At 69.7% G+C, this 25,260-nt stretch carries 25 protein-coding genes and 1 pseudogene; 8 read left to right on the forward strand and 18 right to left on the reverse strand.

Annotated elements, in window-relative coordinates; all coding sequences use genetic code 11:
• Positions 1-271 precede the first annotated feature (271 nt).
• From Prubr_RS25030 to Prubr_RS25045, 4 genes are all read right to left on the reverse strand, one after another.
• A complete protein-coding gene (locus Prubr_RS25030; protein WP_212817381.1) occupies positions 272-826 on the reverse strand; it encodes a CGNR zinc finger domain-containing protein in 555 nt (184 codons plus the stop codon).
• Positions 823-996 (reverse strand): hypothetical protein, encoded by a 174-nt coding sequence (locus tag Prubr_RS25035; protein ID WP_212817382.1) that lies wholly within the window; start codon positions 994-996, stop codon positions 823-825. The genes Prubr_RS25030 and Prubr_RS25035 overlap by 4 nt, the downstream gene beginning before the upstream one ends.
• Positions 993-1,889: an alpha/beta fold hydrolase gene (locus tag Prubr_RS25040; RefSeq protein ID WP_212817383.1), complete on the reverse strand. Its 897-nt coding sequence runs from the start codon at positions 1,887-1,889 to the stop codon at positions 993-995. Before Prubr_RS25040 ends, Prubr_RS25035 begins: the two co-directional genes overlap by 4 nt.
• A 308-nt stretch (positions 1,890-2,197) precedes the next feature.
• Positions 2,198-2,800, reverse strand: a complete 603-nt coding sequence (locus Prubr_RS25045) for a TetR/AcrR family transcriptional regulator (RefSeq protein ID WP_212817384.1) — start codon at positions 2,798-2,800, stop codon at positions 2,198-2,200.
• A gap of 76 nt (positions 2,801-2,876) precedes the next feature.
• On the opposite strand from Prubr_RS25045, the gene Prubr_RS25050 reads away from it, so the two are divergent.
• On the forward strand, positions 2,877-3,644 hold the full coding sequence (locus tag Prubr_RS25050; protein ID WP_212817385.1) for an SDR family oxidoreductase: 768 nt from the start codon (positions 2,877-2,879) through the stop codon (positions 3,642-3,644).
• A 418-nt stretch (positions 3,645-4,062) separates the two neighbouring features.
• Here Prubr_RS25050 and Prubr_RS25055 read toward each other — a convergent pair whose 3' ends face one another.
• From Prubr_RS25055 to Prubr_RS25070, 4 genes are read right to left on the reverse strand one after another with little or no spacing between them, the layout of a single operon-like run.
• Positions 4,063-4,698, reverse strand: coding sequence for a response regulator transcription factor (locus Prubr_RS25055; protein WP_212817386.1), 636 nt, complete (start codon positions 4,696-4,698; stop codon positions 4,063-4,065).
• Positions 4,683-6,026 carry a sensor histidine kinase gene (locus tag Prubr_RS25060; RefSeq protein ID WP_343221498.1) on the reverse strand — a complete coding sequence of 448 codons (1,344 nt, stop codon included), beginning with the start codon at positions 6,024-6,026 and terminating at the stop codon, positions 4,683-4,685. The genes Prubr_RS25055 and Prubr_RS25060 overlap by 16 nt, the downstream gene beginning before the upstream one ends.
• A complete protein-coding gene (locus Prubr_RS25065) occupies positions 6,020-8,533 on the reverse strand; it encodes an FtsX-like permease family protein (protein ID WP_212817388.1) in 2,514 nt (837 codons plus the stop codon). Before Prubr_RS25065 ends, Prubr_RS25060 begins: the two co-directional genes overlap by 7 nt.
• 20 nt (positions 8,534-8,553) lie before the next feature.
• Positions 8,554-9,192: an ABC transporter ATP-binding protein gene (locus Prubr_RS25070; protein ID WP_212817389.1), complete on the reverse strand. Its 639-nt coding sequence runs from the start codon at positions 9,190-9,192 to the stop codon at positions 8,554-8,556.
• Between the two features lie 94 nt (positions 9,193-9,286).
• Between Prubr_RS25070 and istA the strand changes: the two genes are divergently transcribed.
• Both istA and istB read left to right on the forward strand, forming a co-directional pair.
• Positions 9,287-10,789, forward strand: coding sequence for an IS21 family transposase (istA, locus tag Prubr_RS25075; RefSeq protein WP_212817390.1), 1,503 nt, complete (start codon positions 9,287-9,289; stop codon positions 10,787-10,789).
• A complete protein-coding gene (gene istB, locus Prubr_RS25080; protein WP_212817391.1) occupies positions 10,786-11,577 on the forward strand; it encodes an IS21-like element helper ATPase IstB in 792 nt (263 codons plus the stop codon). The genes istA and istB overlap by 4 nt, the downstream gene beginning before the upstream one ends.
• Positions 11,578-11,660: 83 nt before the next feature.
• Here istB and Prubr_RS37100 read toward each other — a convergent pair whose 3' ends face one another.
• Both Prubr_RS37100 and Prubr_RS25090 read right to left on the reverse strand, forming a co-directional pair.
• A complete protein-coding gene (locus Prubr_RS37100; protein WP_246567611.1) occupies positions 11,661-11,813 on the reverse strand; it encodes a hypothetical protein in 153 nt (50 codons plus the stop codon).
• 250 nt (positions 11,814-12,063) lie between these two features.
• A complete protein-coding gene (locus Prubr_RS25090; protein ID WP_212817392.1) occupies positions 12,064-13,092 on the reverse strand; it encodes a GDSL-type esterase/lipase family protein in 1,029 nt (342 codons plus the stop codon).
• 389 nt (positions 13,093-13,481) lie between these two features.
• Between Prubr_RS25090 and Prubr_RS25095 the strand changes: the two are divergent.
• A pseudogene (locus Prubr_RS25095) lies at positions 13,482-14,236 on the forward strand (formylglycine-generating enzyme family protein); the annotation flags it as partial.
• Here the strand turns inward: Prubr_RS25095 and Prubr_RS37105 are convergent.
• Both Prubr_RS37105 and Prubr_RS25100 read right to left on the reverse strand, forming a co-directional pair.
• Positions 14,215-15,336, reverse strand: a complete 1,122-nt coding sequence (locus Prubr_RS37105) for a LamG domain-containing protein (RefSeq protein ID WP_343221499.1) — start codon at positions 15,334-15,336, stop codon at positions 14,215-14,217. The pseudogene Prubr_RS25095 and the gene Prubr_RS37105 sit on opposite strands and share 22 nt — an antisense overlap.
• Positions 15,267-15,911, reverse strand: coding sequence for an alpha/beta fold hydrolase (locus tag Prubr_RS25100; protein WP_212817393.1), 645 nt, complete (start codon positions 15,909-15,911; stop codon positions 15,267-15,269). Before Prubr_RS25100 ends, Prubr_RS37105 begins: the two co-directional genes overlap by 70 nt.
• Before the next feature lie 286 nt (positions 15,912-16,197).
• Between Prubr_RS25100 and Prubr_RS25105 the strand changes: the two genes are divergently transcribed.
• The gene (locus Prubr_RS25105) at positions 16,198-16,749 is read left to right on the forward strand and encodes an SMI1/KNR4 family protein (RefSeq protein ID WP_212817394.1); all 552 of its coding nucleotides are present in this window, start codon (positions 16,198-16,200) and stop codon (positions 16,747-16,749) included.
• A gap of 53 nt (positions 16,750-16,802) precedes the next feature.
• On the opposite strand, the gene Prubr_RS25110 is transcribed toward Prubr_RS25105, so the two are convergent.
• Genes Prubr_RS25110 through Prubr_RS25125 form a run of 4 tightly spaced genes read right to left on the reverse strand, consistent with a single transcriptional unit; the run spans position 16,803 to position 20,929 of the window.
• A complete protein-coding gene (locus Prubr_RS25110) occupies positions 16,803-17,780 on the reverse strand; it encodes a threonine ammonia-lyase (protein WP_212817395.1) in 978 nt (325 codons plus the stop codon).
• Complete coding sequence (locus Prubr_RS25115) at positions 17,758-18,738, reverse strand: metallophosphoesterase family protein (protein ID WP_212817396.1); 981 nt, start codon at positions 18,736-18,738, stop codon at positions 17,758-17,760. The genes Prubr_RS25110 and Prubr_RS25115 overlap by 23 nt, the downstream gene beginning before the upstream one ends.
• An 11-nt stretch (positions 18,739-18,749) precedes the next feature.
• A complete protein-coding gene (locus Prubr_RS25120; protein ID WP_212817397.1) occupies positions 18,750-19,979 on the reverse strand; it encodes an NAD(P)-binding domain-containing protein in 1,230 nt (409 codons plus the stop codon).
• Positions 19,976-20,929, reverse strand: a complete 954-nt coding sequence (locus Prubr_RS25125; protein WP_212817398.1) for a MerR family transcriptional regulator — start codon at positions 20,927-20,929, stop codon at positions 19,976-19,978. The genes Prubr_RS25120 and Prubr_RS25125 overlap by 4 nt, the downstream gene beginning before the upstream one ends.
• Positions 20,930-21,136: 207 nt before the next feature.
• Between Prubr_RS25125 and Prubr_RS37110 the strand changes: the two genes are divergently transcribed.
• Positions 21,137-21,511 carry a hypothetical protein gene (locus Prubr_RS37110; protein ID WP_246567613.1) on the forward strand — a complete coding sequence of 125 codons (375 nt, stop codon included), beginning with the start codon at positions 21,137-21,139 and terminating at the stop codon, positions 21,509-21,511.
• 10 nt (positions 21,512-21,521) lie between these two features.
• On the opposite strand, the gene Prubr_RS25135 is transcribed toward Prubr_RS37110, so the two are convergent.
• Positions 21,522-21,983 carry an SRPBCC family protein gene (locus Prubr_RS25135; RefSeq protein ID WP_212817399.1) on the reverse strand — a complete coding sequence of 154 codons (462 nt, stop codon included), beginning with the start codon at positions 21,981-21,983 and terminating at the stop codon, positions 21,522-21,524.
• 16 nt (positions 21,984-21,999) lie between these two features.
• Positions 22,000-22,860 carry an enoyl-CoA hydratase-related protein gene (locus tag Prubr_RS25140; RefSeq protein ID WP_212817400.1) on the reverse strand — a complete coding sequence of 287 codons (861 nt, stop codon included), beginning with the start codon at positions 22,858-22,860 and terminating at the stop codon, positions 22,000-22,002.
• A gap of 118 nt (positions 22,861-22,978) precedes the next feature.
• Here Prubr_RS25140 and Prubr_RS25145 point away from each other — a divergent pair, with 118 nt between their 5' ends.
• Together Prubr_RS25145 and Prubr_RS25150 are read left to right on the forward strand one after the other, a co-directional pair.
• A complete protein-coding gene (locus Prubr_RS25145) occupies positions 22,979-24,217 on the forward strand; it encodes an aspartate aminotransferase family protein (RefSeq protein WP_212817401.1) in 1,239 nt (412 codons plus the stop codon).
• Positions 24,214-25,239: an SDR family oxidoreductase gene (locus Prubr_RS25150; protein ID WP_212817402.1), complete on the forward strand. Its 1,026-nt coding sequence runs from the start codon at positions 24,214-24,216 to the stop codon at positions 25,237-25,239. The genes Prubr_RS25145 and Prubr_RS25150 overlap by 4 nt, the downstream gene beginning before the upstream one ends.
• The last annotated feature ends 21 nt before the right edge of the window (positions 25,240-25,260 follow it).

A 25,260-nucleotide genomic window follows, 5' to 3' on the forward strand; every position in this document is an offset into this window, starting at 1 on the left:
CGGCCGGCCCTGCCGCGGGGTCGCTCGACCCATCCGGCCCGGCGGAGACGGGTCACGCATCGATCGGGCGCCGCCGCGGCGGGGGAGTGGACACCGTGGGTGAAGGCGCCGGAGACACCCGAAGGCGTACGGCACTACGACGAGCACGAGGGACACGGGCAAGGGATCCCGCCGTGACGTTCGCCGTACTGTGGCGCCCCAACACCGCAGTCCCGGTCGCCGCCGTCGAGGAACTCGACACCGTGTGAGTGACGGATTGGGGGCGTGCTCATCACGGATGGGTGGAGCGGTAGCGGGCGGCTTTGGCCTGGTTGCCGCAGGTCTTCATGCTGCACCAGCGGCGCCTGCGGCCGCGGGATGAGTCGATGAAGAACCAGCCGCACCGGTCGCAGGCGCGCACGCCCTGCGGTGGTGGGTCGAGCGCGAGCGTGATAGCCCTCAGTGCCACAACCGCGAGCGCACCGTGTGCGTCGCGCGAAGGAGTTGACCCGTCAGGGTGAACGGCCAGATCTGCGACGGAGCGGCGGGCCGTGTCCAGCAGGCCTGCAAGGGCGCCTGCGGGGATGGTGTGACCGTCCTTGTGCGCATCGAAGGCCGTCCACAGTAGCGCTCGTAGCGCGCGAGCATCCTCCAGAGCCGCCTCGGTCACGCCGGATTCGCCGTCTGCGAGCAGCCGTGTCCGGGTGAGCCAGTTGGCCAGTGCGTCGGTGTCGGTGAACAGGTCTGGGCCTGGGTCGGGCCAGCGGCGGTAGACGGTGTTGGCGAAGTCGAGTGCGAGATTGCCGGCGATGAAGTGGTCCTCGACCCATTCGGTGGTGGCGGTCATGGCAACTGGTACGCCATGACGGGTCGGTCGCGCCCGGGCCGGGCGACCGCGGTGAACCTGGCGGCGGTGAACGCGCTGGCGATGCCGGTCATCGCCGCACGCATGGCCGTCTCGAAGTCGCCCCACGTTGCCGGTCTGAGCGGCTTGACTGTCAGAGCCGGCGCGTTCATGTGGCCGCCCCTGCACGGTCGAGGACGTCGCGGGTGAAGGTGACGAGCAGGTCGGCGACCTCGGCGGCGTGGGTCTCCAACAGGAAGTGTCCGGCGTCGAAGATGTGCGCCTCGAACGTGGTCAACGCCTGGTGGTAGGCGACCACCTCGGCGATGTCGAAGGTCGGATCGTGCCGGCCCCACAGCATCAGGCAGGGCGGCTGGTGGGTGGCGTGGTACTCGGCGATCTCACCGAAGCGTGCCACGTGCTTGCGGTAGTCGTAGAAGAACTGGAAGTACACGTCGGTGTTGCCAGGCCGCGACAAGCGCTCCCAGTCCAGATGCCACGACTCCGGCGGATGCAACTCTGCGACCTCCGCGCGCAGGCCGCCCAAGTAGGTGTCCCTCGTGCCCTCGAAGGTCAACCAGTCCGGCAGGGCGGCCTTGTTCTCCTCGGTCGGCTCAGCCCAGTACCGGCGGCCCGAGTCCCATGCCTCACCCAAGCCGGCTTCGTGCGCGTTGCCGTTCTGCACGACCAGGCCCAGCACCCGGTCCGGGTGCCGGGTGGCCAGGAAGTAGCCCACCGGTGTGCTGTAGTCCGTCACGAACACGACGTACCGCTCCACACCAAGGTCGTCGAGCAGCGCCTCTATCACGTGGGACAGGCCCTCGTAGGTGTATTCGTACTCTTCGGCCGGCGGGGCGTCGGAGAATCCGAAGCCTGGGATGTCAGGCGCGACCACATAGGCATGTTCACCCAAGGTCGGGAGCACCTCGCGGAAGGAGTAGGACGAGCTCGGGGCTCCATGCAGCAGGACGACAGCGGTCGATGAAGGTGCCCCCGCTTCGCGGTAGCGCACCCGCAAGCCCTCCGCATCCCGATAGCGATGCCTTGTCTTGGCTACGTGCCGCACGGCGGACTCCTCTCGACTTGCTGACGCGTGATCTCAATTGTAACCCCATTAAGCGGCTAAAACGGTTACCATGAGATCGTGGGGGTGGGGCGGGCGCCCCCGGAGATGGTGGGGTCTGCGCTGGCGTCTCTTGGGGGCCATCCCAGATGGTGATGTGCCGGCCTGGCTTGCCATCCTCTTTTCCCGATGGTCAATGTGGACGACATGGTACTGACCTGGGCGCCAGACGACTTCTGGTCCGGATCTAGTTGGCCACTTCTGGGATGTCGCCTTCGTCGAGTTGGATCCAGTGGGTGCGTCCGGGGTGGCTATGGCCACGCGCGCATGGCGGCCTGTGCGACGGCCTCGAGCTGCGCCCGGGTCGCGCCGTCCCGAGCCTGTTGGGACATGCCCTGCAAGGTCACTGCGGTGAAGGTTGCCAGCGCGCGCGCGTCTGTCTCGGGGGGTAGCGCCCCGGCTTCGGTGTCGGCGCGGATCCGGTGTTCGATTTCGCGGACGTTGGCGTTGCGCTGCCGCCGTAGAAGTTCCTCGATGTCGGCGGAGTCCGGGCTGCAGTTGGTCGCGGCGCTGATGACCAGGCAGCCGCGAGGGTGTTGGGGATCGGTGTATTCGGCGGCAGCCTCCTGGAGCATGCGCGCCACTCCCTGGCGCACGGTGAGCTCCTCGGCGAGCGCCCGCATGGCGAACGCGCCGTGGGTGCGCCCGTAAGCCTCGACGACCTCGCGGAACAGTGCCTTCTTGTCACCAAAGGCCGCGTAGAGGCTGGGCGCGCCGATCCCCATGGCGCCGGTCAGCTCGGCGATCGAGGTCGCCTCGAAGCCGTGCTCCCAGAACGCCCGCATAGCTACGGCGAGCGCCCGGTCGCGATCGAAGGCCCGGGGGCGTCCGCGTCGTGGTGTTGTCGTGGTCACACCACCATTCTATAGCGCTCGCTAGAGAATGTAGTTAGCTTTTCTCTAGCGAACACTACAGAAAGGCATGGTTGTGATGGGTCAGCTCAACGGCAGAACCGCGCTCGTCACCGGCGCCAGCCGCGGCATCGGGCGCGCGATCGCCCTCCGCCTCGCGGCCGAGGGAGCGCTCTTGGCCGTGCACTATGGCAGCAACGAGGCAGCGGCCAAGGAGACGATCGAACTGATCGAGGAGGCTGGCGGTCGCGCGTTCGCCATCCGCGCCGAACTCGGCGTACCCGGGGACGGGGCCACTCTTTGGACCCGCTTCGACGCCGGGCTGCGCGACATTGGCGCCGAGGCCGGCCTCGACATCCTCGTCAACAACGCGGCCATCGCCCGTTCGAAGGACATCGACGGCGTCACGACGGAAGAGTTCGACGCGCTCTTCGCCGTCAACGTCAAGGCGCCGTTCTTCATCGTCCAGCAGGGTCTGGGCCGCATCCGCGATGGCGGCCGGATCATCAACATCTCCTCCGGGGTAACCCGCATCGCCTACCCCGAGACCATCGCCTACTCAATGACCAAGGGTGCGCTCAACGCCTTCAGCCTCACTCTCGCCAAGGCGCTCGGCGCGCGGAACATCACCGTCAACTCCGTCTCACCGGGCATCGTCGACACCGACGTCAACGCCGACTGGCTACGCGACAACCCGGACGTCTGGGCACACGTCGCCGCGTACTCAACCTTCAACCGGGTCGGCCAGCCCGACGACATCGCCGACATCGTCGCCTTCATCGCCTCAGCCGACGCGCGCTGGATCAGCGGCCAAAACATCGACGCCACCGGCGGATCACAACTCTGAGCCGACAGCGGACCGAGGCGGGCGCCCCAGAAAGGCGGGACCGCTCCCGCCGCCCGCAACATTCGCGGCTCCCGCCGGTCGCCTACCACGAGGCGCGGGATCGGTGGGAGCCGCAGGTCGACCCGGTTGGTGCGATACCGAGGCGGAAGCGGCCCTGGGCCGGCCTCTGCCCGGCGCATGGCGAAGCCACCTCCAAGGCGAATCATGGTTCCGGCGAGGGTCGGATGACCATCGGGGCATATGTGTGGCCGGAATGGCGGCGCAAGTCAGGCCAACCCGCGTCACCGCCCTGAACAAGCACAAGGGACTGCAGCAGTTCCCATCCGTAGCCGTCTAGAACCGCCCGAGCGAGTCGATGCCCGCAAAGGGTGCTCGACGCGGCCGGCGTGCCGTGTCTCGCAAAGTGGGGGGCCTCCAGTTACTGCCGGAGGTAGGTGAGGACGGCGTGGACCCGCTTGTGCGCCGTGTCGTCTGTGCCGAGGTTGAGCTTGGCGAAGATCCGGTTGATGTGCTTGGCCACGGCGGCGTCGGTGATGACCAGTTCCTTGGCGATGGCGGTGTTGGTCCTGCCTTCGGCCATGAGTGCGAGCACTTCTGATTCGCGTGGCGTGAGCTCGTCCAGGCTCGATCGGCGGCGGAGGAGCTTGCGGACGACCTCGGGGTCGATGATCTCACCGCCGGAGGCGACGGTCTCGAGTGCACGTAGGAACTCGGCTATGTCGCCGACGCGATCTTTGAGCAGGTATCCGATCCCGCCGTCGCCGGTGGTGAGCAGGTCGGCGGCGGCGCGGCCGGAGACGATCTGTGAGAGCACAAGGATGGGTTCGGCCGGGTTGAGCAGTCGGAGTGCGTGTGCGGCTCTTATACCTTCGTCGGTGTGGGTCGGCGGCATCCGGACGTCGATGACTGTGAGGTCGGGGCGATGGGTGCGAACCGCGTCCAGGAGGGTGTCGCCATCGGAGACGGCGGCGACGACCTCGTGACCGGCCGTGGTGAGCAGGCGGGTGAGTCCTTCCCGCAGGAGTGCGGCATCCTCGGCTATGACGATGCGCATGGGACCTCCAGGGTGATGCGGGTGGGGCCCCCGGTGGGGCTGTCGATCTTGACGTGGCCACCGAGGGTTTCGATGCGGTCGATGACTCCGAGGAGTCCACTGCCGTCGGGGCTCGCGCCACCCTGTCCGTTGTCCTGGACGGTGACGTACACGCCGCCTTGCGGTGTGTGGTGCGCGAGCAGCAGGACCTCGGTGGCGCGGGCGTGTTTGGTGACGTTGGTGAACAGTTCGCTGGCGGCGAAGTAGAGGCCGACCTCGACCTCGGTGGGCAGGCTGGCCGGCAGCTCGATGTTCACGGAGGTGGTGAGGCCGGCGGTTTCCGCGCGTGCGGCGAGTTCGTCGAGGGCGTCCGCGAGGTCGTGTTCGTTCAGCGCCGAGGGGTAGATGCCGTGCACGATGTCGCGGAGTTCGTCGACAGCGTGCTGTGCGTCGGTGCGGGCCTGGTCGATGAGCGGTGTGATGTCGTCCCCGCGGTGGTGTCGGTATTTCAACGCGCCGAGCGTCATCACGAGCGAGGTGAGGCGTTGTTGGGCCCCGTCGTGCAGGTCGCGTTCGATGCGCCGCCGCTCGTCATCGAACGCCGTGGTGATGCGTGCACGGGATCGGGTCATGTCGTCCAGTTGCCTGGCGAGCTCGGTGTTCGGCTCGCTGACGAGTAGGCGGGTCAGGTATCGCTGGCCTTCGGCGGCGAGGGTCACGGGATAGAGCCCGAGGCCGAGCATGATCACTCCGAGCACGGCGAGCCCGAGCTGCGCCAGCGGGTTCTCGTTGACAGGCGAGGTAGCAAGGTCTGGCACGGTCGTTACGGCGGTGGGGTCGATGCCGAGGACGAGGATCACGAACAGTGCGACGCTGCTCGCGAGGATCGTGGCAGGGACGAGCAGTACGACCGAGAACAGGGCGAAGTTCAGCAGGGACAGCGGGACGAGGACGATCCCGTGCAGCAGCTCGGTCCAGGTGGCTCGCTCGCGGACCCGCAGTCGTACCCAGTCGGCGAGTCCCGACGAAGTGTCCCGGGCGTGCGGATTCGGGGCAGGGCTGTGGTCGACCCAGTGCAAACGCCATCGTTCCACATGACCGAGAGGTACCCCTGCGAGCGCCAGCAGCGGCCAACTGGTGAGCGCCCATACCGCTGCGACGACTGGAGTGACCGCGAGGTAACCGAGCGATCGCCACGGCCAGGAGGTCGCCAGGAGACGTATCGGGTGATGACGCAGGGCCGTGCCCGGGGTGCCGACCGTTGGTCGCGTCGGTGACCCGGTTCTGCGCGCGGCCTTTCCCATACCCTCCATCTTCGCGTGCTCAGCTGGAACGTTCGGCGTCACCATGCGCGCACTCCTTCCAGCGGGTCCGCCGTCATGGCGGTGCGGGCCGGTGCGAGGGTCCCGATGAGGGCGGCCAGGTAGGCGCACGCGACGATCACGAGGAAGGCCGAGCCGATGAACGGCAGCCAGATCGTGTCGGTGAGCAGGTATCCGTAGCCGACCATCGTGACCGCCGCGATGGCGGTGCCGGCGGTGGCCGCGGTGGTGCCGACCAGGAGGCATTCGACCAGGAGCGCTCCGGCGATCTGAGGGCGGCGTGCCCCGGCGAGTCGGAGCAGGGCGAATTCCCGCCTGCGCGACATCGTGGACGCGATCAGCACATTGATCGCGGATACGCCCGCGTAGCCGCCGAGTATGACGACCACCATGAGGATGATCCAGTTGTCGCCGCTGGCTTGCGCCGCCACCTGAGCCAGATGCTCGTCACGGTCGGTGGCTCGTGCACCCGGGGCGACCACCGTCAGCGCATCGTTGATGGCGGTCACCGCAGCGCGCTGGTCGGTGCCCGGTTCGAGGGCGACGTACACGGCGGAGGCGAAGGGCTCCAGGACGTGCGGGGTGAGCGTGTCCAAGGGCAGGATCATGTCGCTGATGCCCATCGGGTCGTGGTAGGTCGTGCTCAGGACCGCGCTGCCGGGGGTCCCGTCCGGGTAGCGGAAGCTCACCGGGTCGCCGATCTGCCAGCCCTTGTCGTCGGCGACGATCTGTGACACGGCGATGCTGCGCGCGGTGAAGTCCGCCCAGTTGCCGGCCGTGACCTCGTAGTCGAGCACCTGATCGAATCCGGCGGGGTCCACGCCGGTCACGGTCCCGTTGGAGCGCATCGTCGGCGGATCGGCGATCACCAGATGCGAGGAGATGCTGCCGGATGCCGCCGCGATGCCCGGCACGTCTTCGAGCGCCTCGACGGCGCTGAACGGTACACCGAGCTGAACTCCGCCGGTCACCACGACTTCGGCGGTCACCTGCTCGGCGTAGACCTGGGACCGCGCCTGGTAGTTGGCGCTGTCCTGGAACAGCAGCACCGCGCTGACGGCGACCAGCAGAGTCAGTGGCACGCAGACCCCGGCCGCGCGGCGCAGGTCGGAGCGGATCGACCTTTCTGCGATGAAGCCACCGAACCACCGGCGCAACGGCGCGCCGAGTGGTGCCAGCACACCTCGCAGCAGGATCGGTCCCAGGAGGACCGCAGCGCCGATGAACAGAGGGAATGCCGTCACGATGAGCATGAGCGCGACCCCGCCGCCCAAGGTCGTCACCGGGCCGCCGAGGGCAAGGGCTACCGCGAGGCAGACCGCGGCCGTCGCCAACAGCATCCACCCGAAGATCACCCTGCCGCGCCCTGGTGCGCTCGCGGGCACATCGGATTCACGCAGCGCCTCCAGCGGCGCGATGCGCGTAGCGCGTCGTGCGGGAAGCCACGCCGCCACGAGCGCCGCCAGGACCGCGGCGCCGACCCCACCCAGCACCGCGAGCGGCTCCGCAGACACCACGGCCCCGCGCGCCATCAGCCCCTGTGCGACGAAGAACCGGCGGGCCAACTCGGCAAGCGCGACGCCGACACCCGCGCCGACGAGGCCGCCGAACCCGCCGATGACGGCGGCCTCCCAGGTGACCATTCGGCGGATCAACCGTGGCTTGGTGCCGACGATGCACAGCATCGCCAGCTCGCGTCGTCGCTGCCCGATCGAGACGGTGAGCGTGCTGGAGATGACGAACACGGCGATGGTCATCGCCAGGAACGCGATCACCATCAGGAACTGGCTGGACCCGCCTGCGAGCTCGGCCTGGCGCAGATCGAGTTGAAGGCTTCCCGCCCGTGCCTCGCCGGTGAGCACCTGGAAGCCGGGGACGGCGTTCTGCAACGCCCCGGAGTCCGTGGTGGAGACCAGCGCGGCGACCGGGGCGCCACCGAACTGCGCGGCCGTCTCCGTGGTGAAGAACAAGGCGTGCTCGAACTGTTCCCCGGGCCGTCGTACGACGCCGGTCACCGTGAAGTCCTCGATGCCGGAAGCGAGTGCGACCCGGACGGTGTCGCCCACGCTGATGCCGGCGACGGCCGCGACGGACTCATCGACCGCCACGTCGCCCGGCCGGCCCGGCTCTCCGCCGGCGACGAGCGACGCGGTGTCGGCGAGCGCCGTTGACCACGGATGCCCCCAGGAACGTGTGACGGCGTCGCCGGTCACCGTGCCGTCCGAAGCGACCACGTAGGCGGGGAACGGCGACTCCAGCGCGACCGATGACACGCCGGGCGCATGGCGGATGGCGTCGATCTGCTCGCCGGTCAGCCGCGGCATGGACGGCAGATCGAGCGCGAGCCCGCTGTCCAGGGTGATGCTCGCCGGCGGCTTGACCACCGCATCGACGCCATCGAACCGCCAGCTGGTCACGCTGGCGGCACCCTGCTGCTCCTGTGAGCCCGCGATGAGCAGGGTCGCCGTCACCAGGGAGGAGCCCACGACGACCGCGAGCAGTGCCGCGAGGATGGCGAGCTTCCGTCCCGCCAAGCTACGCCAGGCCAAGGCGATCATGCCGCCGACCCCCTCGGCGCGAGGCGAGCCAGAATATCCTCGGTCGACGGGTCAGGCAGCTCGCCCTCCACCTGGCCGTCTCTCAGGAACACGACTCGGTGCGAGCACGCCGCGGCGGCGGGATCATGCGTCACCATCACAATCGTCTGACCGAACTGCTCGACGGCCAGTCGCAGGAAACGCAGCACCTCGCCACCGGTGTGCGAGTCCAGGTTGCCGGTCGGCTCGTCAGCGAACACGACCGCAGGACGATGCGCCAGCGCCCGGGCGATCGCCACCCGCTGCTGCTGCCCGCCCGACAGCTCGCTCGGCCGGTGCCGGAGACGGTCGCCCATACCGAGTACCTGCACCAGATGTGTCATCCACTGCCGATCGATCCGAGGCCCACCGATGCGTTCGCTCAGCGTGATGTTCTCCTCTGCCGTCAGGGTCGGAATCAGATTGAACGACTGGAATACGAACCCGACCCGGTCCCGCCGTAACGTCGTCAGCTGTCCATCCGACATCCGTGCCAGATCGGTGCCCGCGACGACGACCGATCCGGAGGTGGGCCGTTCGAGACCCGCAAGACAGTGCAGCAGCGTCGACTTGCCCGAACTGTCCGCGGCCAGTGAATGATCCCCATAGGCGGCCATTTACCGCCCCGCTGATGGCCAGGGTTCTCCCCGTGGACGGCCAGATATCTCCCCGCTGATCACCATCGGATGCCGGTCGGCGAGGGTCGGCGGCGTGAAGAGCGGCAGGGAGATCGTGGAAATCTTGGAGGCCTACGACCTCACGGGTAGTTACCGTGCGGCGGCCGAGCTGGCCGGGTGCGACCACCACACCGTGGCCCGGTATGTGAAGCTGCGGGCGGAGGGCCGCAGCCCCGAAGAGCGTGCGCAGCGGTCCCGGCCGATCGACGACTTCATGGACAAGATCGAGGAACTGGTGGCCCGCTCCGGTGGCCGGATCCGCGCCGACGTGGTGCACCGGCGGATCACCGCGATGGGCTTCGCCGGCGGGGAACGCACCACCCGCCGGGCGGTCGCCGCGGTGAAGAAGTCCTGGCAGGCCGGCCAGCGGCGGGTGTTCCGGCCTTGGATTCCCGAGCCGGGACTTTGGATGCAGTTCGACTGGGGCGAGGGACCGCGCATCGGCGGGCGGCGGACCACGTTGTGGTGCGCGTGGCTGCCCTGGTCACGGTTCAGGGTCGTGATCCCGGTGCTGGACAAGACGCTGCCGACGATCGTGGCCTGTCTGGACGCGACCCTGCGCCGGCTCGGCGGGGTCCCGGCCTACGTGCTGACCGACAACGAGAAGACGATCACGGTCGAGCACATCGCGGACATCGCGGTCCGCAACCCGGAGATCGTGCAGGTCGCCCGGCATTACGGGACGACGATCCGCACCTGCGTGCCGGCGGACCCGCAGTCCAAGGGCGGCGCCGAGAACACCGTGAAGATCGCCAAGGCCGACCTGGTTCCGACCAGCACGAACCTGCTTGAGCAGTACCGAAAGTTCGCCGACCTCGAGGCGGCCTGCCGCGATTTCACCGACCAGGTCAACACCCGGATCCACCGCGACACCCGCCGCCGCCCGGCCGAAGCCCTCCTCGAAGAGCAACAGCGTCTGCACCCGCTGCCCGCTGCGCCGTTCACGGTCGCGTTCGGCACCACCCGCCGGGTGAACTGGGACTGCACCATCTCCGTCGAGGGCGTGCGCTACTCGGTCCCGCACCATCTGGTCGACACCCGGGTCTGGGCCCGCTTCCACGGCGACGAGCTCATCGTCACCGCCGTCACCGACACCGGCCCGACCGAGGTCGCCCGCCATGAGCGGGCCCAGCCCGGGCGTCCGTCGATCGTCGACGAACACTATCCGCCGAGGTCCCGCCAGGCCGACACCGACGAGCGGGTGCCGCGGGCCCGCACCGCTGAGGAGGCCGCGTTCCTGGCCCTCGGCCCTGGCGCTGCGGCCTGGCTGGTCGAAGCCGCCGCGGCAGGGGTTCGTGGGGTCCGTCGCAAGATGACCGAAGCCGTCGCCCTCGCCAAACTGCACGGCCCGGCCGACGTCGACCGAGCCCTGGGCACCGCCGCCCTGGCCGGCCGGTTCGCCGACAACGACCTGCTGCGTCTGCTCGCCCACCAGCGCGACGACGACGCCGCCCCGACCCGCGCAAGCGAGACCCACAGCCTGCAACCAGGCACTTCTGCCTGGTCCACGTTCGGCACGACGACTGGAGAACAGTGACCACCACCCCGCTGCGGGTCACCGGCACCGCCGGTGACCCCCTGACCGAAGCGATCGAGCTGACCCGCCGGCTGAAACTGCCGCACCTGCGCCGGGCCATGGCCGACCTGGTCCCGACCGCGAAAGCGCAACGCTGGGACCCGGCCGAGGTCGTTCGGGTCCTGCTCGCCGAGGAAGCCGCCGGCCGTGACCAGGCCAACCTGCGGACCCGCCGCAAACGCGCCGCGTTCCCGTCCGGCAAAACCTTCGGCGACTGGGACGAACAGGCGTCCTCGATCCCGCGGCCGACCCAGGACGCGTTACGCAGCCTGGAATGGGTCCAGCGCAAGGAGAACCTGTCGATCTGCGGGCCGTCGGGCACCGGAAAGAGCCACTTCTGCGAGGCCCTCGGGCAGGCCGCGGTCGAGGCCGGCATGACCGTCGCCTGGTTCACCATCGAAGACCTCGGCGTCATGGTCCGCCGGCACCGCCCCGACGACTCGGTCACCCGGGCGATGAGCCGGCTGATCCGCACCGACCTGATCATCATCGACGACATCGGACTGCTGCCGGTCTCACCGGACGCCGCCGAAGGCTTCTACCGCCTCGTCGACGCCGCCTACGAACGCCGCAGCCTCGCCGTCAGCTCGAACCTGCACCCGTCCGGCTTCGACGAAATCATGCCCAAAACCCTGGCCACCGCCACCGTCGACCGGCTCCTGCACCACGCCCACGTCGTCGTGACCCAGGGTGACAGCTACCGCTTCAACCAAGCCACCGCCGGGCAAGGCGTCAAAGCCCTGCACTGACCCAGCACCACCCGCGGCGGGGAACTCATCTGGCCGCCAGCGGGGAGAAACCATGGCCGCCAGCGGGAACAACTACTGGCCGCCTACGGGGCGATCTCAATGGCCATTGACACCGAACCGGACGGTCCCATGATCGAGGTGAACCGGCCTGCCGCGAACGCCACCGAGACATGATCCAGCGCGGCGACCGCCGAGCCTTGCCTGCCGAAGGTCTTGCACAGGTCGACCGCGTACACGACCGGCGCCAGCGCACCCGCCGCCGGCTGAGAAGCGTGTGAAGTCATGCCTCGATCCCACGTCATCGACCAGCGAGGGTCGATGACGTCAGCAACCTACTTCTAGGTAACGCAGGCGTTACCTAGAAGTAGTGCCGAGTCGGCGGCCGGGCGCCCCCGACCACCGTCGAACCCGCGGCGCGGAAACCGTCCGCAACGGCGACACGGCCGCGCAAGTCTCGCCCCGGCACGGTCCGCGGCCACCAGGGGCTCAGCGAAGTCGTTGGGTGCTGCCGACGTCGGTAGCGCGACCGTGGTGCGCGAGGCGGGGGGCGAGCCGCTCGGCCATGAGGCGGTAGCCGTCCGCGTTCGGGTGCAGGCCATCCGGCAGCAGGTGGGCGTCCTTCGGTCCGAGCACGCTCGGGCCGTCGACGAGGTGCAGCCGCGCCTCGCCGCCGTGCCGGAGAGCGGCCACCGCGTCGCCGACAGCGCCGCGTACGTCCTCGAGGGTCATGGTCGCCGCGTTGGGCAGCCGCTCGCGGCTCGGCGAGGTGATCGGCGAGATCACGACGATCGGGACGCCGGGATGGGCGTCGCGGACCGTCTCGATGAATCCGGACACCTGGCCGGCGAGGGTACGGGGACCGAAGCTCCCGCGACCGTAGACGTTGATGCCGAGGCACAGCGAGATCAGGTCCGCGCGGGTAGCTGCGATCGCCCGGGCGGCGACCGGATCGAGGTGGCACTCCCCACTGAAGCCAAGGCAGGTCAGCTCCCACCCGAGGCGCCGGGCGACCAGCGCGGGCCAGGTCTCGCTCGGACCGGAGGCCGTGCGGCACTGTGTGATCGAGCTTCCGTACGTGACCCAGCGGAAGTCCCCGCCGCCGGTGACGTCGGCGGTTGCGGCCCCGTGCAGGACCAGCGGGCCGATCTGGGCCTCGCCGTACTGGGGCAACCAGACCTCGACGACCTTGGTGCCGGGTGGCAGGGTGACGCGGATCGTCGACGTTCCCGCGGCGAGTGGCTCCCGTCGCCACAGCGCTCCGTCCACGACCACGTCCACCGGCGCCATCTCGTCGTCCAGCGCGATGACCCGCAACTCCAGCGCGGTCGCGTCGGTGCGGACGGCTGCCCGGACGCCAGCCGCCATCCGCGCCCTCGCGACCAGGTCAGGGGCGTGCGCGGTGTGTATCCGGTCCGGCGGCAGCCGCCACGGCTGCCAGGCGCCGCCCACCGGGGTCCAGGCCAGGCATCCCCGCCAGATGCCCGGGACGTCCGGGTCCAACCGGATGGCCGTCACACCGAGGTCCGGTGGGCCGGGAATGCCACGTCCTGCCGGCGACTGTCCATTCCGGTTGACGCCTGCCTCTCGCTGGGGCGATCTCGGTTGCCGGTGTTCGTGCTTCCGGCACCGTGTGGAGATCATATCGGCCGTGCGGCTGCCGACCGTAAGGATGATCATGTTGATTCGTCCCGGAAACGTTCCGACAATGGACAGCAGGTCCGCCGAACCACGTTGCCCGGACCACTCCGGCACCAGAGAGGAGGCCGGCGGCATTGAGTCTGTGCTGCGGTCCCCCCAGAGAACCCGGACAGCCGACGCTGGCCACCGTCGACTTCGACATCCCACGGCGGGATCCGGCCCAGGTGGCCAGGGGCATGATCGCGATACCGGCCGGGTCGTTCTGGATGGGCGGCGACGACCGGGACTCGTTCGGCGAGGACGGGGAAGGACCGGTGCGAGAGGTGTCCGTGTCCGCCTTCCGCATCGATCCGAAGGCGGTGACCAACGCCGCCTTCGCCGCGTTCGTGAAGGCCACGGGTTATGTGACGGAGGCCGAGCGGTTCGGCTGGTCGTTCGTGTTCTACCAGTTCGTGGGCGAGCGGGCACGAGATGCGGTGATGGACGCCCAGGTACCGGGCGCGCCGTGGTGGCTGGGGGTGCGGGGCGCCGATTGGCGGCACCCGGAGGGCCGGGCACGCACGTGGGCGAACGCAGCAACCACCCGGTCGTGCACGTGTCGTGGGCCGACGCGTCCGCGTACGCCACCTGGGCGGGCAAGCGGCTGCCGACGGAGGCGGAGTGGGAAAAGGCGGCCCGCGGTGGCCTGGACCGCAAGCGGTATCCCTGGGGCGACGAGTTCACCCCGCGCGGGCAGCATCGGTGCAACACCTGGCAGGGGCGGTTCCCCACCGAAGACACCGGCGCGGACGGATACCGGGGGACGGCGCCGGTGGACGCCTATCGGCCCAACGCCTTCGGCCTTTACAACATGTCCGGCAACGTGTGGGAGTGGTGTGCGGACCGGTTCAGCGCCGACTGGCACGCGGCACCGTCGGAGGCCACCCGGGTCGACCCCCGGGGGCCGTCCACCGGTGACAGCAGGGTGATGCGGGGCGGCTCGTACCTGTGCCACGCCTCCTACTGCAACCGGTACCGGGTGGCCGCCCGCACCCACAACACCCCGGACAGTGCCAGCGGCCACCTGGGGTTCCGGTGTGTCATCGACGAACCGGACGGCACGCCCGTGGGCCCTACGGGGTGAACGACGGTCGTACCTCCGGAAGTCCGGTGGAGGGACGACCGCGTCCACTCGAACCGCGCTGGCCGTCGCGGGCGATACGGCCCCGGATCAGGGTGTCGGCTGGTTGGTGTCGTCCAGCGGGAGGTGCAGGGCCAGTCCGTTGGTAGGTGTGGTGTTGTTGACGCGCATCGCGTCGAGTTCGGCGGCCGACAGCGCCCGGGTGTGTATATGCGCAACTCGTCGAGGGTGCCGGTGAGCGGGTCGGTGCCGTCGAGCTTTTCGCCGAGGTGGATGCCTCGAACGCCGTCCGGGTAGCCGGCGGTGAGCGATCCCGTCGGAGCTGGCGCGGTGCCGACGTCCTGCCCGTCGATGGACAGGATCAGTTGACTGTCGGTGCGGCGCAGGGCGAGGAAGTGCCAGGCGTTGTCGGCGTACGCGTTGTCGGTGTTGATCCGGACCACGCCGTTGGGGGTTCTGGCCGAGGTGGTGATGCTGTTGTCGGCGGGGTCGGCGCGGATCCACAACTGGCTGATTGCCTCGTTGACGCCGTAGCCCCACAGCAGGGTCTGCCTGGCGGTGCCGCCGGAGTATTTGAACCACGTGCTGATGGTGAACGGGGACGATCCGAGGTTCGTCGCGTTGCTGTACGGGATGTGGACCCGGTCCTCGACGCCGTCGAAGGTCATCGCGTTGCCGAACCGGCCGGGACCGGGCACCGCCTGCCGGACGAAACCGTCGTTGCCGTTGGGCGAGGCGTCGTCGGTGGTCTTGAAATTCGAATGGAACGGCAGCCGCAACAGTGCTCCGGCGACGTTGACGGCGTTGGTGGCGTGGATGCGGGACGAGTAGCACGACGGCGGTGGATGGCTGGCAAGGGCGCCGGATCCAGCCGCAATGCGGCACCGGGACGCAGAGGTGTCGGTTGCGGTGGGCCGGGCTCCTGCCGCCGTCAGTGCGGCAGGTAGGCGGTCAGCCGGTCGGCGAGTTGCGTCGGGTGACTCAGTGCCACCGCGTGGCATCCGTCGATCTCGTCCGGGGTGACGCCGAGCCGGTCGGCTGCCACCCGGCGCTGGAAGTCCGCCGGGAAGAACCGATCCTCGCGGGCAATGAGCACCTTCGTCGGCACATCCGGCCAGGCGTCCAGCGGCCACGGCTCGTTCCACTCCGCGCTGACCTGCTCCCGGCCATGCGCCGCAGCCTCCGCGACGACCTCGGCCGGCACACCGTTGTAGAACTGCTGCTCCTCGCTGAGCCCCTCCGCGCCGCGGAAACCGGTGTTGCCCCACCAGTCCCCGGGCCTCTCACCGGGCACCGGGACCATCGGTGTGAGCAGGACAATCAGCCGCACGGGCAGCTTGTCGGCGATCAGCGGCGCGGTGAACGCACCGTACGAGTGTCCGACGACCACAAGGTCGCTCCGGTCGCCGATCGCGTTGACGACCGTCTCGCAGAACTCGGCGAACCCCGCCGACCTGTCCTCGATCGGCAGCTCCGGCACCACCACGTCGTGGCCGCGGCTGACCAGCTCAGGCGCCAGAAGATGCCAGTCCCAGGCGCTACCCCCGCCGCCATGGATCAGAATGAACGTCGCCATGCCCCGAAGCCTCACACACGGGTACGACAGTCAGCCGCGCGGCCCGGTTCGCCCACACCGGGTCGGCCGTCGAAGACCCCACCCGGCAAGACGGCGCCGCGCCGTCAGCGCTGTCCCTCACGTGAGGTGAGGTAGGGCAGCACCGGCTGTGTGCCGGTGCTGCCCTGCGTGCCGCGGAGGGGGGCGTGCCCGGTGCGTCGGGCGCGGCGGCGACGCGGGGGAGGTCCCGCAGATGCGGGTGGGCCGGCTCGGTACCTTCTCGTCAGCCGGCTGAGAAGGGATGGCCATGGCGGAGGACCCGATCCAGCGGAGCTTTCCGGAACTTGACTTGGACACGTTCTGGGACGACAACGACTACGCGCTGCGTGCCTACGTCGACAGGCCGCCATCTGACGAATTGATCGCATCCGTCGAAGTGGAACTGGGTTACCGGTTGCCCGCGCTGTACGTGGCCCTCATGCAGGTGCACAACGGCGGGATGCCCCGCAACACCTGCTGCCCGGCGCCGAACAGGACCACCTGGGCCGAGGACCATGTCGCCGTATCCGGGATCATGGGAATTGGGCGGGAGAAGCGATATTCGCTGGCGGGTAGCGCTGGTAGCCACTTCTGGATCGCCGAGTGGGGTTATCCCGCCATCGGGGTGTACTTCGCTGACTGCCCCTCTGCGGGGCATGACATGGTCGCGTTCGACTACCGCGACTGCGGTCCCGGCGGCGAGCCGCGCGTGGTCCACGTCGACCAGGAAGTCGACTACCGGATCACCGTGCTGGCGCCGGACTTCATGAGCTTCGTTCAGGCCCTGCGGCCGGAAGCGGACTTCGATGTCGAGGACTGACTGCCCCTCGGTACCGGCGTTACGTCACACCTCACCCAACTCGCCGAAGGCGATCAGGTCAGGGTGGCCAGCAGCGGGCCCGACGCGTTGCCGCCCGACAGCAGTACGCCGACCGGGCCGCTCGGCGGACGCCCACCGTCGACGTCGGCCTTCACAGCGGCGACGGCGATCGCACCGGCTGGTTCGACGATCAGCCGCGTATGCCGTATCACCACAGCCATCGCGGCCAGAGTGGCCCCATCGGGAACGGTGACGACCCGGACGTCGGCGGACGCGATCAGGCGCAGGTTGAGGAAGCCGGGCGCGGGAGCGGTGAGCGCGTCGACGATCGTGTCGATGCCGCTGCGCGGACGGGGTTCGCCGGCGGCGAGCGAGGTGGCCAGGCTGGCCGAGCCGTCGGGTTGCACGGCGATCAGCTCGATGTCGACGGCGGCGGCCCGCATCGCCAAAACGGCGCCGGCGAGCAGCCCCCCGCCCGAGCACGGCACGTACAGGCGGGTGAGGTCCGGACACTCGTCGAGGAATTCCAGGGTGGCGGTGGCGGCGCCGGCGATGACCATGGGGTCGTCGAACGGGTGCAGGAAGGTCAGATCGTTCTGGGCCCGCAGTCGCGCGGCTCGCGCGAACGCCGCGGCGGCGTCGGCAACGCCGGCGGTGATGACCGTTGCCCCGAGCGATGCCACCGCCTCGACCTTCTCGCGCACCGCGTTCTGCGCCATGACGACGGTCAGGCCAGCTCCGTAGAGGCGTGCCGCATGGGCCGCGCCCAGCGCCGCGTTGCCGGCGCTCACGGTGATCAGTCCCCGGTCGCGGTCGGTCGTGCTCAGCGTACGGATCCGGTTCAGCGCCCCGCGCACCTTGAAGCTGCCGGTGGGCTGCAGCACTTCTGCTTTGGCACGGACGGGGGCTCCGGCCCACGCGTCCACCTCGGCACAGGCCACGACGGGGGTGGGCGCCAGATGCGGCGCGAGTGCCGCCGCCGCCTCATGGACGTCGGTGACGGACGGTTCAGTTCGGTGCGGGACCGACACGGTAGACCACCTCTCCGGCTCGAGAATCGCGTGCTGTCACGGTGTAGGTGACCGGCGCCAGGTCTTCGCGCAGCTCGACGACGGCCGCGGCGGCTCCCAGGACGCCGATCAGTCGTGTCGTCTGCGGGTCGAAATCGATTCGGGTGACGATGCCGGGCGCGACGTACACCGGTACGGCGTCGACGGTGCCGTACCGTTCGTGATGCAGATGTCCGCACAGTACGGCGCGGACGTCGGTGCCGGCCAGGACCCGCGAGAACGCGGCGAAGTCGTGCAGCAGAAGGCTTGCCAGGGGGTGACGGGGCAGGACGAGTGGCGGGTGGTGCAGAGCCACCACCGTGCCCCGGGGGGCGGGTGTCGCGAGAACGTTCCGCAGCCAGGCAAGCTGTTCGTCGCCGACAAGGCCGTGGCCGGAGCCGGGAACCAGGCTGTCGAGCGTGATCATCCGAAGGCCCCCCAGGTGGCTGACGGCGGCGCAGGTGCCGGACGGACCGCGAGCGTCGGCCGCATCGGCGCCGTCGGCGGTGAGGTGGCCGCTGCCGAACACCTCCGTGAAGGACGACCGTCGGTCGTGGTTACCGGTCGTGTATATGTGCGGCACTCCGCGCCGGCGGGCGAAGCCGCCCACGGTGTCGCGGAATCGCTCGCAGCCCGCGACCGACCCGTCATCGGCGATGTCCCCGGTACTGACGATGAGATCGAGGTCTTCGACCTCCCGCACCGTCGTCATCAGCCTGCGTAGCGCCCGAGCCGCGTCTACGCCATCTTCGTCGAACCCGCTGGCGGTGAGGTGCGGATCGGACAGGTGCAGGATGCGAATGGCCGTCATCAGATTCCTTCCGTGGATACTTCGGCCTTCCGGCCGGAGAGGAAACGGAATCCCTGCGGAGCAGGGCAGGAAAAGCCGATCCGCAGCCAAGGCGATAGGCGTCCACCCGCGCGTCACCGCAAGGTTCACTCGTTGGCTTGCTACGACGTCGGCCAGGCTGTCAGCGATGATCCGTACATCGGGCAGGTGCTGGTTGTGCTGATGACCAGCAGACGCAGATCCCGGCGGCCCGGGTTCGCTATCTGGTGCGGGGTGTCGGGCGGAACGTGGACGCCGGATCCGGCCCGGAGAGCGACCTCGCCGTCGGCGGTACGCATGGCCGCTCCGCCGTCGAGGACGTAGATGAACCGGCGGGAGCGGTCCGCCGCCGGTCTGTTCTCGACGGTGCCGGGTGGCAGGCTTTCCTCGATCACCGACAGACCCGCGGGATCGACCAGCCGCCACCCGTCGCATCCGCTGTCCCACCTGTGGTGCGGCGCGTCGGCAGCCGGGATCGCGCGGTCCGGGCCGGGGTGGTTCCCGGCAGGCGAACGCAGGATGTGCCCCAGGAGCGCGGTGTAATCGAGGTCGCCGAGACCGGCGGACTCGGCATCGGTCAGCCAGCTCAGCGTGGCACGGGCAAGGCGCGCGTCGACGCCTCCGGCGACGACCAGATCGGCGTCTTTACGGGCCAGCGAGAGTGGGAACCGCGGCGGGAAGTCGTCAGCTTCCAGTGCTGTGCGGCGCCGCGCCGCCTGGGCGGCCAGCGACGTGTACGCGAGGAGCCGCCACGTCACCTCGCGGGGCAGGCCCAGGCCGTCGGCGACGGCCAGCGACTCACCGAGCAGACCGACCGTGCCGAGCAGGGCGAAGTTGGCGACGAGCTTCGCCGCGGCGCCGCTGCCCGACGGCCCCAGATGGATCGGATCGCCAAGCAACGACAACACCGTACGCATCGACTCGACGGCGGGCTCCGGTCCCCCGATCAGTATCGTCAGCGTGCCCTCTTCCGCCTCGGCCAGGCTGCCGAGAACCGGGGCGTCCAGCAGCGTGGTCGAGCAGGGCAGGACATGTGCCAGCCGGCCGACCGCCGCCGGACCCACCGTCGACATGTCGATGACCGTCGTTGCCTTGCCGAGACCGGCCGCGACCCCGGCCGGTCCTTCGACCACCCCGGCCAGGGCGGTCGGGTCGGCCAGCATGAGGAAGACCACCTCCGCGTCGCGGACTGCCGCCGCCGGCGTCGGCGCGACGCGGGCGCCGACGGCGGCCAAAGCCCCGGCGCGGCCAGGGGTACGGTTCCACACGGTCAACGAATGCCCGGCGGCCGCGACCCGTCGTGCCATCCGGGTGCCCATCCTGCCCAGTCCGATCCAGGCGACCGTGGTCATCGGCCCCGGCTCCGGCCGTCCCGCAGCCAGTCGAGCACCTGACGAGCGTGCCGATCAGGTGATGAGACCGGGTAGAAGACGTGCTCGACCACGCCGTCGTACACGATCATGGTCAGCCGCTCGTACATCGTCGTACCTCCTGCGTCGAAGGTCGGCAGACCAAGTCCGACACACATGTCAAGGCCCGGGTCGGCGAGCATCGCGAAGGGTAGTCGCAGACGTCCGACCAGCTCACGCTGATAGTCCTCGGCTTGCGTCGACAATCCGAACACCCGGGCGGCTCCGGCCTCACGCAGCTCGTCGTGATGGTCGCGGAAACCACACGCCTCGGCGGTGCAGCCCTGCGCTCCGGGAATCGACTCCCAACCCTCCGGCAGATCCACGCCGGGCCGTCCCGTGAGCGGATAGACGTAGAACACGGTGCGGCCCGGGCCCAGGGTCCGCAGATCGACGGACGACCCGTCGGTTGCCGGCAGTCGCACCGCGGGCATCCGTGAGCCAACCAGGCGGCTGATCCGAGAACCATCACCGGAAGGTGACCGGCGGCGGACCGAACCCGCCGCCCCTTGGCGAGAACGGGTGGCGGCGGACGGCACAGCACGACCGGCCGCGGCCTCCAGGTGCCGTGCCAACCCGTCGCGGCACCGCGCCAACCGTGCCATCCGCTCGTCCAGGTCAGCTATCGCCCGACGGTAGGCGGCCAGCGACGAAGGACATTCGTCACCCGAATCGTGCCCCTCGGCCAGGCACTCGACGAACGGACGGGTTTGCGCCACCGACAGCCCCAGGCTCGTCAGCTCCCTGATCCGCTCGACCTGACGGACCGCCACCGGGTCGTACTCGCGGTAGCCGTTGGGCAGCCGGGTCGGCATCACCAACCCGGCCTTCTCGTAGTAGCGCAGCGCGCGCAACGTCACTCCCGCCCGGCGCGCCAACTCTCCGACTCGCACGGCTCGACGCTAAACCCATACCCGTAGGTCCGGGTCAACCGTCGGAGTCGCCGGAGCGGAAATGGTCGAGACATCCGAATCAAGGAATCAGCTGCCTGAACGGATGACGGCAGCTCCGAAAAGGTCTGGTTGCAGTCCTTGTACCGACCCGTTCGGCGGCTCCAGCGTCCGCGGAGGACATCCGCCGGCACTGGCACACTTCCCCGCATGAGTTATGACCTGGCGGTGTGGGAGGGGGCCGCACCCGCCGACGACGAAGCGGCCGGCGAGGCGTACGACGCCCTGTATCAGCGGTATTTCGAGAGCGAGGAGCAGTTGCCCACGCCTCGCATCCGTGCCTACGTCGACGCCGTGGCGGCCCGATGGCCCGACCTGTACGGCCACGACCGCCAGCTCCACCCCCTGTCGAACGGCCTCATCGACGAGGCATCCGGCCCGATGGTCTACTTCACGATCCCGTTCGGCCGGTCCGAGGAGGTCTCCTCCGCGGCTGCACGGATGGCCGCAGACCACGGGCTGGTTTGCTACGACCCGCAGTGGGGACACCTTCGTCCCGCTCCGGGTCACGACGACCGAACCTGAGTGACGTCGGTCAGTGGCGCTCGACGTCGTCCTTGAGCCGGGTGAGCGTCTGCCGCATGCCTTCCCGGTTGGCCGCCGGCCGGACCGTCGCCACCTTGCCGGTGAAGATGCGGCCGAGCACCATGGCCGCCCGGTTGCGCCGGTCGTGCCAGTATTCGGTCACCTCGGTCCCTCCGTCGGCCGGGGCGAATCGGTAACCCCAGCGCGCGACCGGCTGGCCGAAGGCGGTGACGTCGAAGGCGAACTCGCGGCCGGGCTCCGCGACGACGATCCGTCCGGTGGTGAACCAGAGGAACGGGCCGCGCCGGTTCCAGCCGACGAAGCGGCTGGGACGGCCGCCGTCGCGGGCGGTCACCCAGATCGCGAAGCACTCCGGGCTCCACCGGGTCATCCGCCGCAGGTCGGCGACGGCGGCATAGGCGGTTTCGGCCGGCACCGCGACGGTGATCCGCTCCGCGAGTTCGTCGATCATCCCGCCACGGTAGGCGTCATTCGCTGTCACGGCGAGCCCTCGGCACGTTTTCCCAGGGCAGGTAGCCGGGCAGGTCGGTGCTGACCCGGCCCGGGAAGGCGGGCTCCCGGCGTTGCCGGAAGGAGTCGAAGCCCTCGCGGGCGTCCGCGCTGTCGAGGCTGTCGGCGGCGAGCCGGGAGTCCAGGCGCTGCACCGGGTACGGCGAGTCCAGGGCGCTCATCCGGTAGAGCAGTTGCCGGATGACGGCGACGGAGACCGGTGCGGTCGTGGCGATGATGGTGCGGGCGAGCTGGTATGCCTTGTCCAGCAACTGCTCCGGCTCGTGGACACTGTGGACGAGGCCGGCGTCGAGCGCCTCGGCGGCGTCGAAGGCCCGCCCGCTGATCATCCAGTCGAGGGCGCGGCCCATCCCGACCAGCCGGGGCAGGAACCAGGCGGAGGCGCCTTCCGCATAGATGCCGCGTCGGCTGAAGACGTACCCGAATCGGGCGTCGGTGGCGGCGAGCCGGTAGTCGGCGGGCAGGACGATGGTCGCGCCGGCGCCGACGGCCGCGCCCCGGATGGCGGCGATGACCGGCTTGTTCATCGCGTAGATGCGCATCGAGCAGCGGCCGGCGGGCTCGTCCCAGTCGCCGGCTTCGCCGTCGGCCGGCGTGTCGAACTCCGATATGGACAGGTCGAGGCCGGCGCAGAAGTGTTCGCCGGCGCCGGTGAAGACGACCACGCGTACGTCGTCGTCGTGGTCCGCCCGGTCGAAGGCGTGCGCCAGTTCGTCGGCCATCCGTACGGTGTAGCCGTTACGGGTATCGGGCCGATTCAGCGAAATCGTCGCAATCCGGTCCGCGACCTCGTACTTGATCTCGCCGTATGCATCCACGCCGGAAACCATAGATCGCCCGCGCCGGACCGGCAATCGTCGGCCCGGACGGCCGTGCACCAGGCTTCTTTCGGGCTGTGACCTTGCCGGCTGAAGATCGTTCGGGCAGACTTCCGCCGTGTCCCCCGATGTCCTCGAACTCTACCGCCGGCACCTCGGCGACGGGCAGGGCCGTGTGGCCGCGATGCTCAACACGCCGCTGGAGGTCGGTGCCACCGGCTCCGTCGTGCACACTGAGGACGGCCGTGACCTGCTGAACTGTGGCGGCTACGGAGTCTTCTTCGTCGGCGCCGGCCACCCGCGGGTGCTGGCCGCCGTGCGCGACCAACTGGAGCGGCAGGCACTGTCCACCCGGGTGCTGCTGAACGAGCCGGCGGCCCGGGCGGCCGAGGCACTGACCTCGGTGGCGCCGCCCGGGTTGTCCAAGGTGCACTTCTCCAACTCGGGTGCCGAGGCGGTGGAGACCGCCATCAAGATTGCCCGGGCGAACGGGCGGCACCGGCTCGTCTCCATGCACAGCGGCTACCACGGCAAGACGACCGGGGCGCTGTCGCTGACCGCCCGTGCGCTCTACCAGGATCCGTTCCGCCCGCTGCTGCCGGAGGTCGGACACGTCCGGTTCGGCGACCTGGCCGGCCTGGCCGAGGTCGTCGACGGCGAGACCTGTGTGGTCGTGGAGCCGGTGCAGAGCGAGGGCGGGGTGATCATTCCCGAGCCGGGCTATCTCGGCGCGGTTGCGGCGCTCTGCCGCGAGCGCGGCGCCCTACTGGTCCTGGACGAGGTGATGACCGGGCTGGGGCGGCTCGGCACCTGGTGGGGCGCGGACCGCGACGGCGTACGGCCGGATCTGCTCCTGGTCGGCAAGGCGCTCAGCGGCGCGCTGGTGCCGGTCGCGGCGACGCTGGCGACGGCGGAGGTGTTCGCCCCGTTCGACAAGGACCCTTATCTGCACACGTCGACGTTCTCCGCCAACCCGTTGGCGATGGCGGCGGTCCGGGCGACCGTCGAGGTGATTCGCGACGAGGGACTGGTCGACCGGGCCGCGGGGCTGGGCGGTCGGTTGCTCGCGGCGCTGACCGGCTCGGTACGGGTGATCGGGCACCTGGTCGCCGAGGTGCGCGGCGCCGGGCTGTTGATCGGCGTGGAGTTCCACAACGGACAGCATGCCGCCGAGTTCCTGATGGATCTGCTCGACAACGACGTGGTGGTCAACCATTCGATGAACGCCCACCCGGTGCTGCGGCTGACCCCGCCGGCGACGATGACCGCGGCCGACGAGGCGCGGCTGACCGCCTCCTTCGACCGTGCCTGTGTCGCGCTGTCCACGCGTTTCCCGGCCCCGGGCGTCGCCGGATGACCGGCCGTACGGTGCTGGTCACCGGCGCGAGCGGGGTCGTCGGGACCGCGGTGCTGCCCGAGTTGGCCGACTACGACGTGATCGCCGGGGTGTTCCGGCGGCTGCCGACCGGTTCGGGCCGGGCGGTCCGGCTCGACCTGCACGCCCCGTCGCTCGGGCTGGACCGGCGTGCCTACCGGGAACTCTGCGCCGAGGTCGACGTCGTGATCAACTCGGCGGCGATCGTGAACTTCTCCGCCGACCAGGCGGAGGTCGACCGGCTCAACATCGAGGGCCTGGGCCGGGTGATCGAGTTCGCCGCCGAGGCGGACGCCCTGGTGATGCAGGTGAGCACGGCCTACGTGGCCCGGCACGGAAAGGCCGGCGGCGGCGAGCGCCGGGGCACCGAGAAGGCGTCGGCACGGACCGACGAGTACGTGGCCTCGAAATACCTCGGCGAGGTGATGGTCCGCGACAGCGGCCTCGACCACGTCATCGTCCGGCCGGCGATCGTCATCGGCGATTCGGTGACGGGGGTGATCCGGCAGAACCAGGCGGTGCACACGCTGGCGGAATACCTGCTGACGGGGCGGCTGCCGTTCATCCCGGCGCACCCGGGTACGTATTTCGATCTGGTTCCGCAGGATCTGGTCGCCAAGGGCATCCGCGCGGTGCTCGACGCGGACCTGCGCGCCGGCGAGTTCTGGTTGACGGCCGGTCCCGCCGGGGTGCCGGTCGAGCGCTACCTCGAACTGGTCACCGAGACCGGCCGGGAGTGCGGGCTGGACGTCCCGGCCGCCCGGGTCGCCGATCCGTCGATCGTGGACCGGCTGGTCCGGCCCGCGTTCGCGGACGTGTTGCCGGCGGAGGACCTGGCCCGGTTGGACTCGGTGGTGGCGGTCTGCGGGCTGGTCATCATCCCGGAGCTGTTGCCGACGTCCTTCGGCGCGCTGCCCGGCGGTCCGGCGGCGTTGACGCCCGCCCAGGTCGAGGAGGCCTGGCGATGCTCGATCCGCGAGCTGATCCGCGGCCTGCAAAAATGATCATTTACTCGAGCTGAGGAG

It is taken from the genome of Polymorphospora rubra (genome assembly GCF_018324255.1).
Lineage (GTDB): Bacteria > Actinomycetota > Actinomycetes > Mycobacteriales > Micromonosporaceae > Polymorphospora > Polymorphospora rubra.

What these genes read in the sequence shown, in the direction of transcription:
- Prubr_RS25055 (WP_212817386.1), bottom strand. Translation starts at nt 4,698, where the DNA reads ATGCGCATCGTCATAGCCGAGGATGCCGCACTCCTGCGGGAAGGACTC.
- Prubr_RS25035 (WP_212817382.1), bottom strand. Translation starts at nt 996, where the DNA reads ATGAACGCGCCGGCTCTGACAGTCAAGCCGCTCAGACCGGCAACGTGG.
- Prubr_RS25030 (WP_212817381.1), bottom strand. Translation starts at nt 826, where the DNA reads ATGACCGCCACCACCGAATGGGTCGAGGACCACTTCATCGCCGGCAAT.
- Prubr_RS25120 (WP_212817397.1), bottom strand. Translation starts at nt 19,979, where the DNA reads ATGACCACGGTCGCCTGGATCGGACTGGGCAGGATGGGCACCCGGATG.
- Prubr_RS25150 (WP_212817402.1), top strand. Translation starts at nt 24,214, where the DNA reads ATGACCGGCCGTACGGTGCTGGTCACCGGCGCGAGCGGGGTCGTCGGG.
- Prubr_RS25105 (WP_212817394.1), top strand. Translation starts at nt 16,198, where the DNA reads ATGGCGGAGGACCCGATCCAGCGGAGCTTTCCGGAACTTGACTTGGAC.
- Prubr_RS25100 (WP_212817393.1), bottom strand. Translation starts at nt 15,911, where the DNA reads ATGGCGACGTTCATTCTGATCCATGGCGGCGGGGGTAGCGCCTGGGAC.
- Prubr_RS25135 (WP_212817399.1), bottom strand. Translation starts at nt 21,983, where the DNA reads ATGATCGACGAACTCGCGGAGCGGATCACCGTCGCGGTGCCGGCCGAA.
- Prubr_RS37110 (WP_246567613.1), top strand. Translation starts at nt 21,137, where the DNA reads ATGAGTTATGACCTGGCGGTGTGGGAGGGGGCCGCACCCGCCGACGAC.
- Prubr_RS25060 (WP_343221498.1), bottom strand. Translation starts at nt 6,026, where the DNA reads ATGGTGACGCCGAACGTTCCAGCTGAGCACGCGAAGATGGAGGGTATG.
- Prubr_RS25070 (WP_212817389.1), bottom strand. Translation starts at nt 9,192, where the DNA reads ATGGCCGCCTATGGGGATCATTCACTGGCCGCGGACAGTTCGGGCAAG.
- Prubr_RS25050 (WP_212817385.1), top strand. Translation starts at nt 2,877, where the DNA reads ATGGGTCAGCTCAACGGCAGAACCGCGCTCGTCACCGGCGCCAGCCGC.
- Prubr_RS37105 (WP_343221499.1), bottom strand. Translation starts at nt 15,336, where the DNA reads ATGCCACGCGGTGGCACTGAGTCACCCGACGCAACTCGCCGACCGGCT.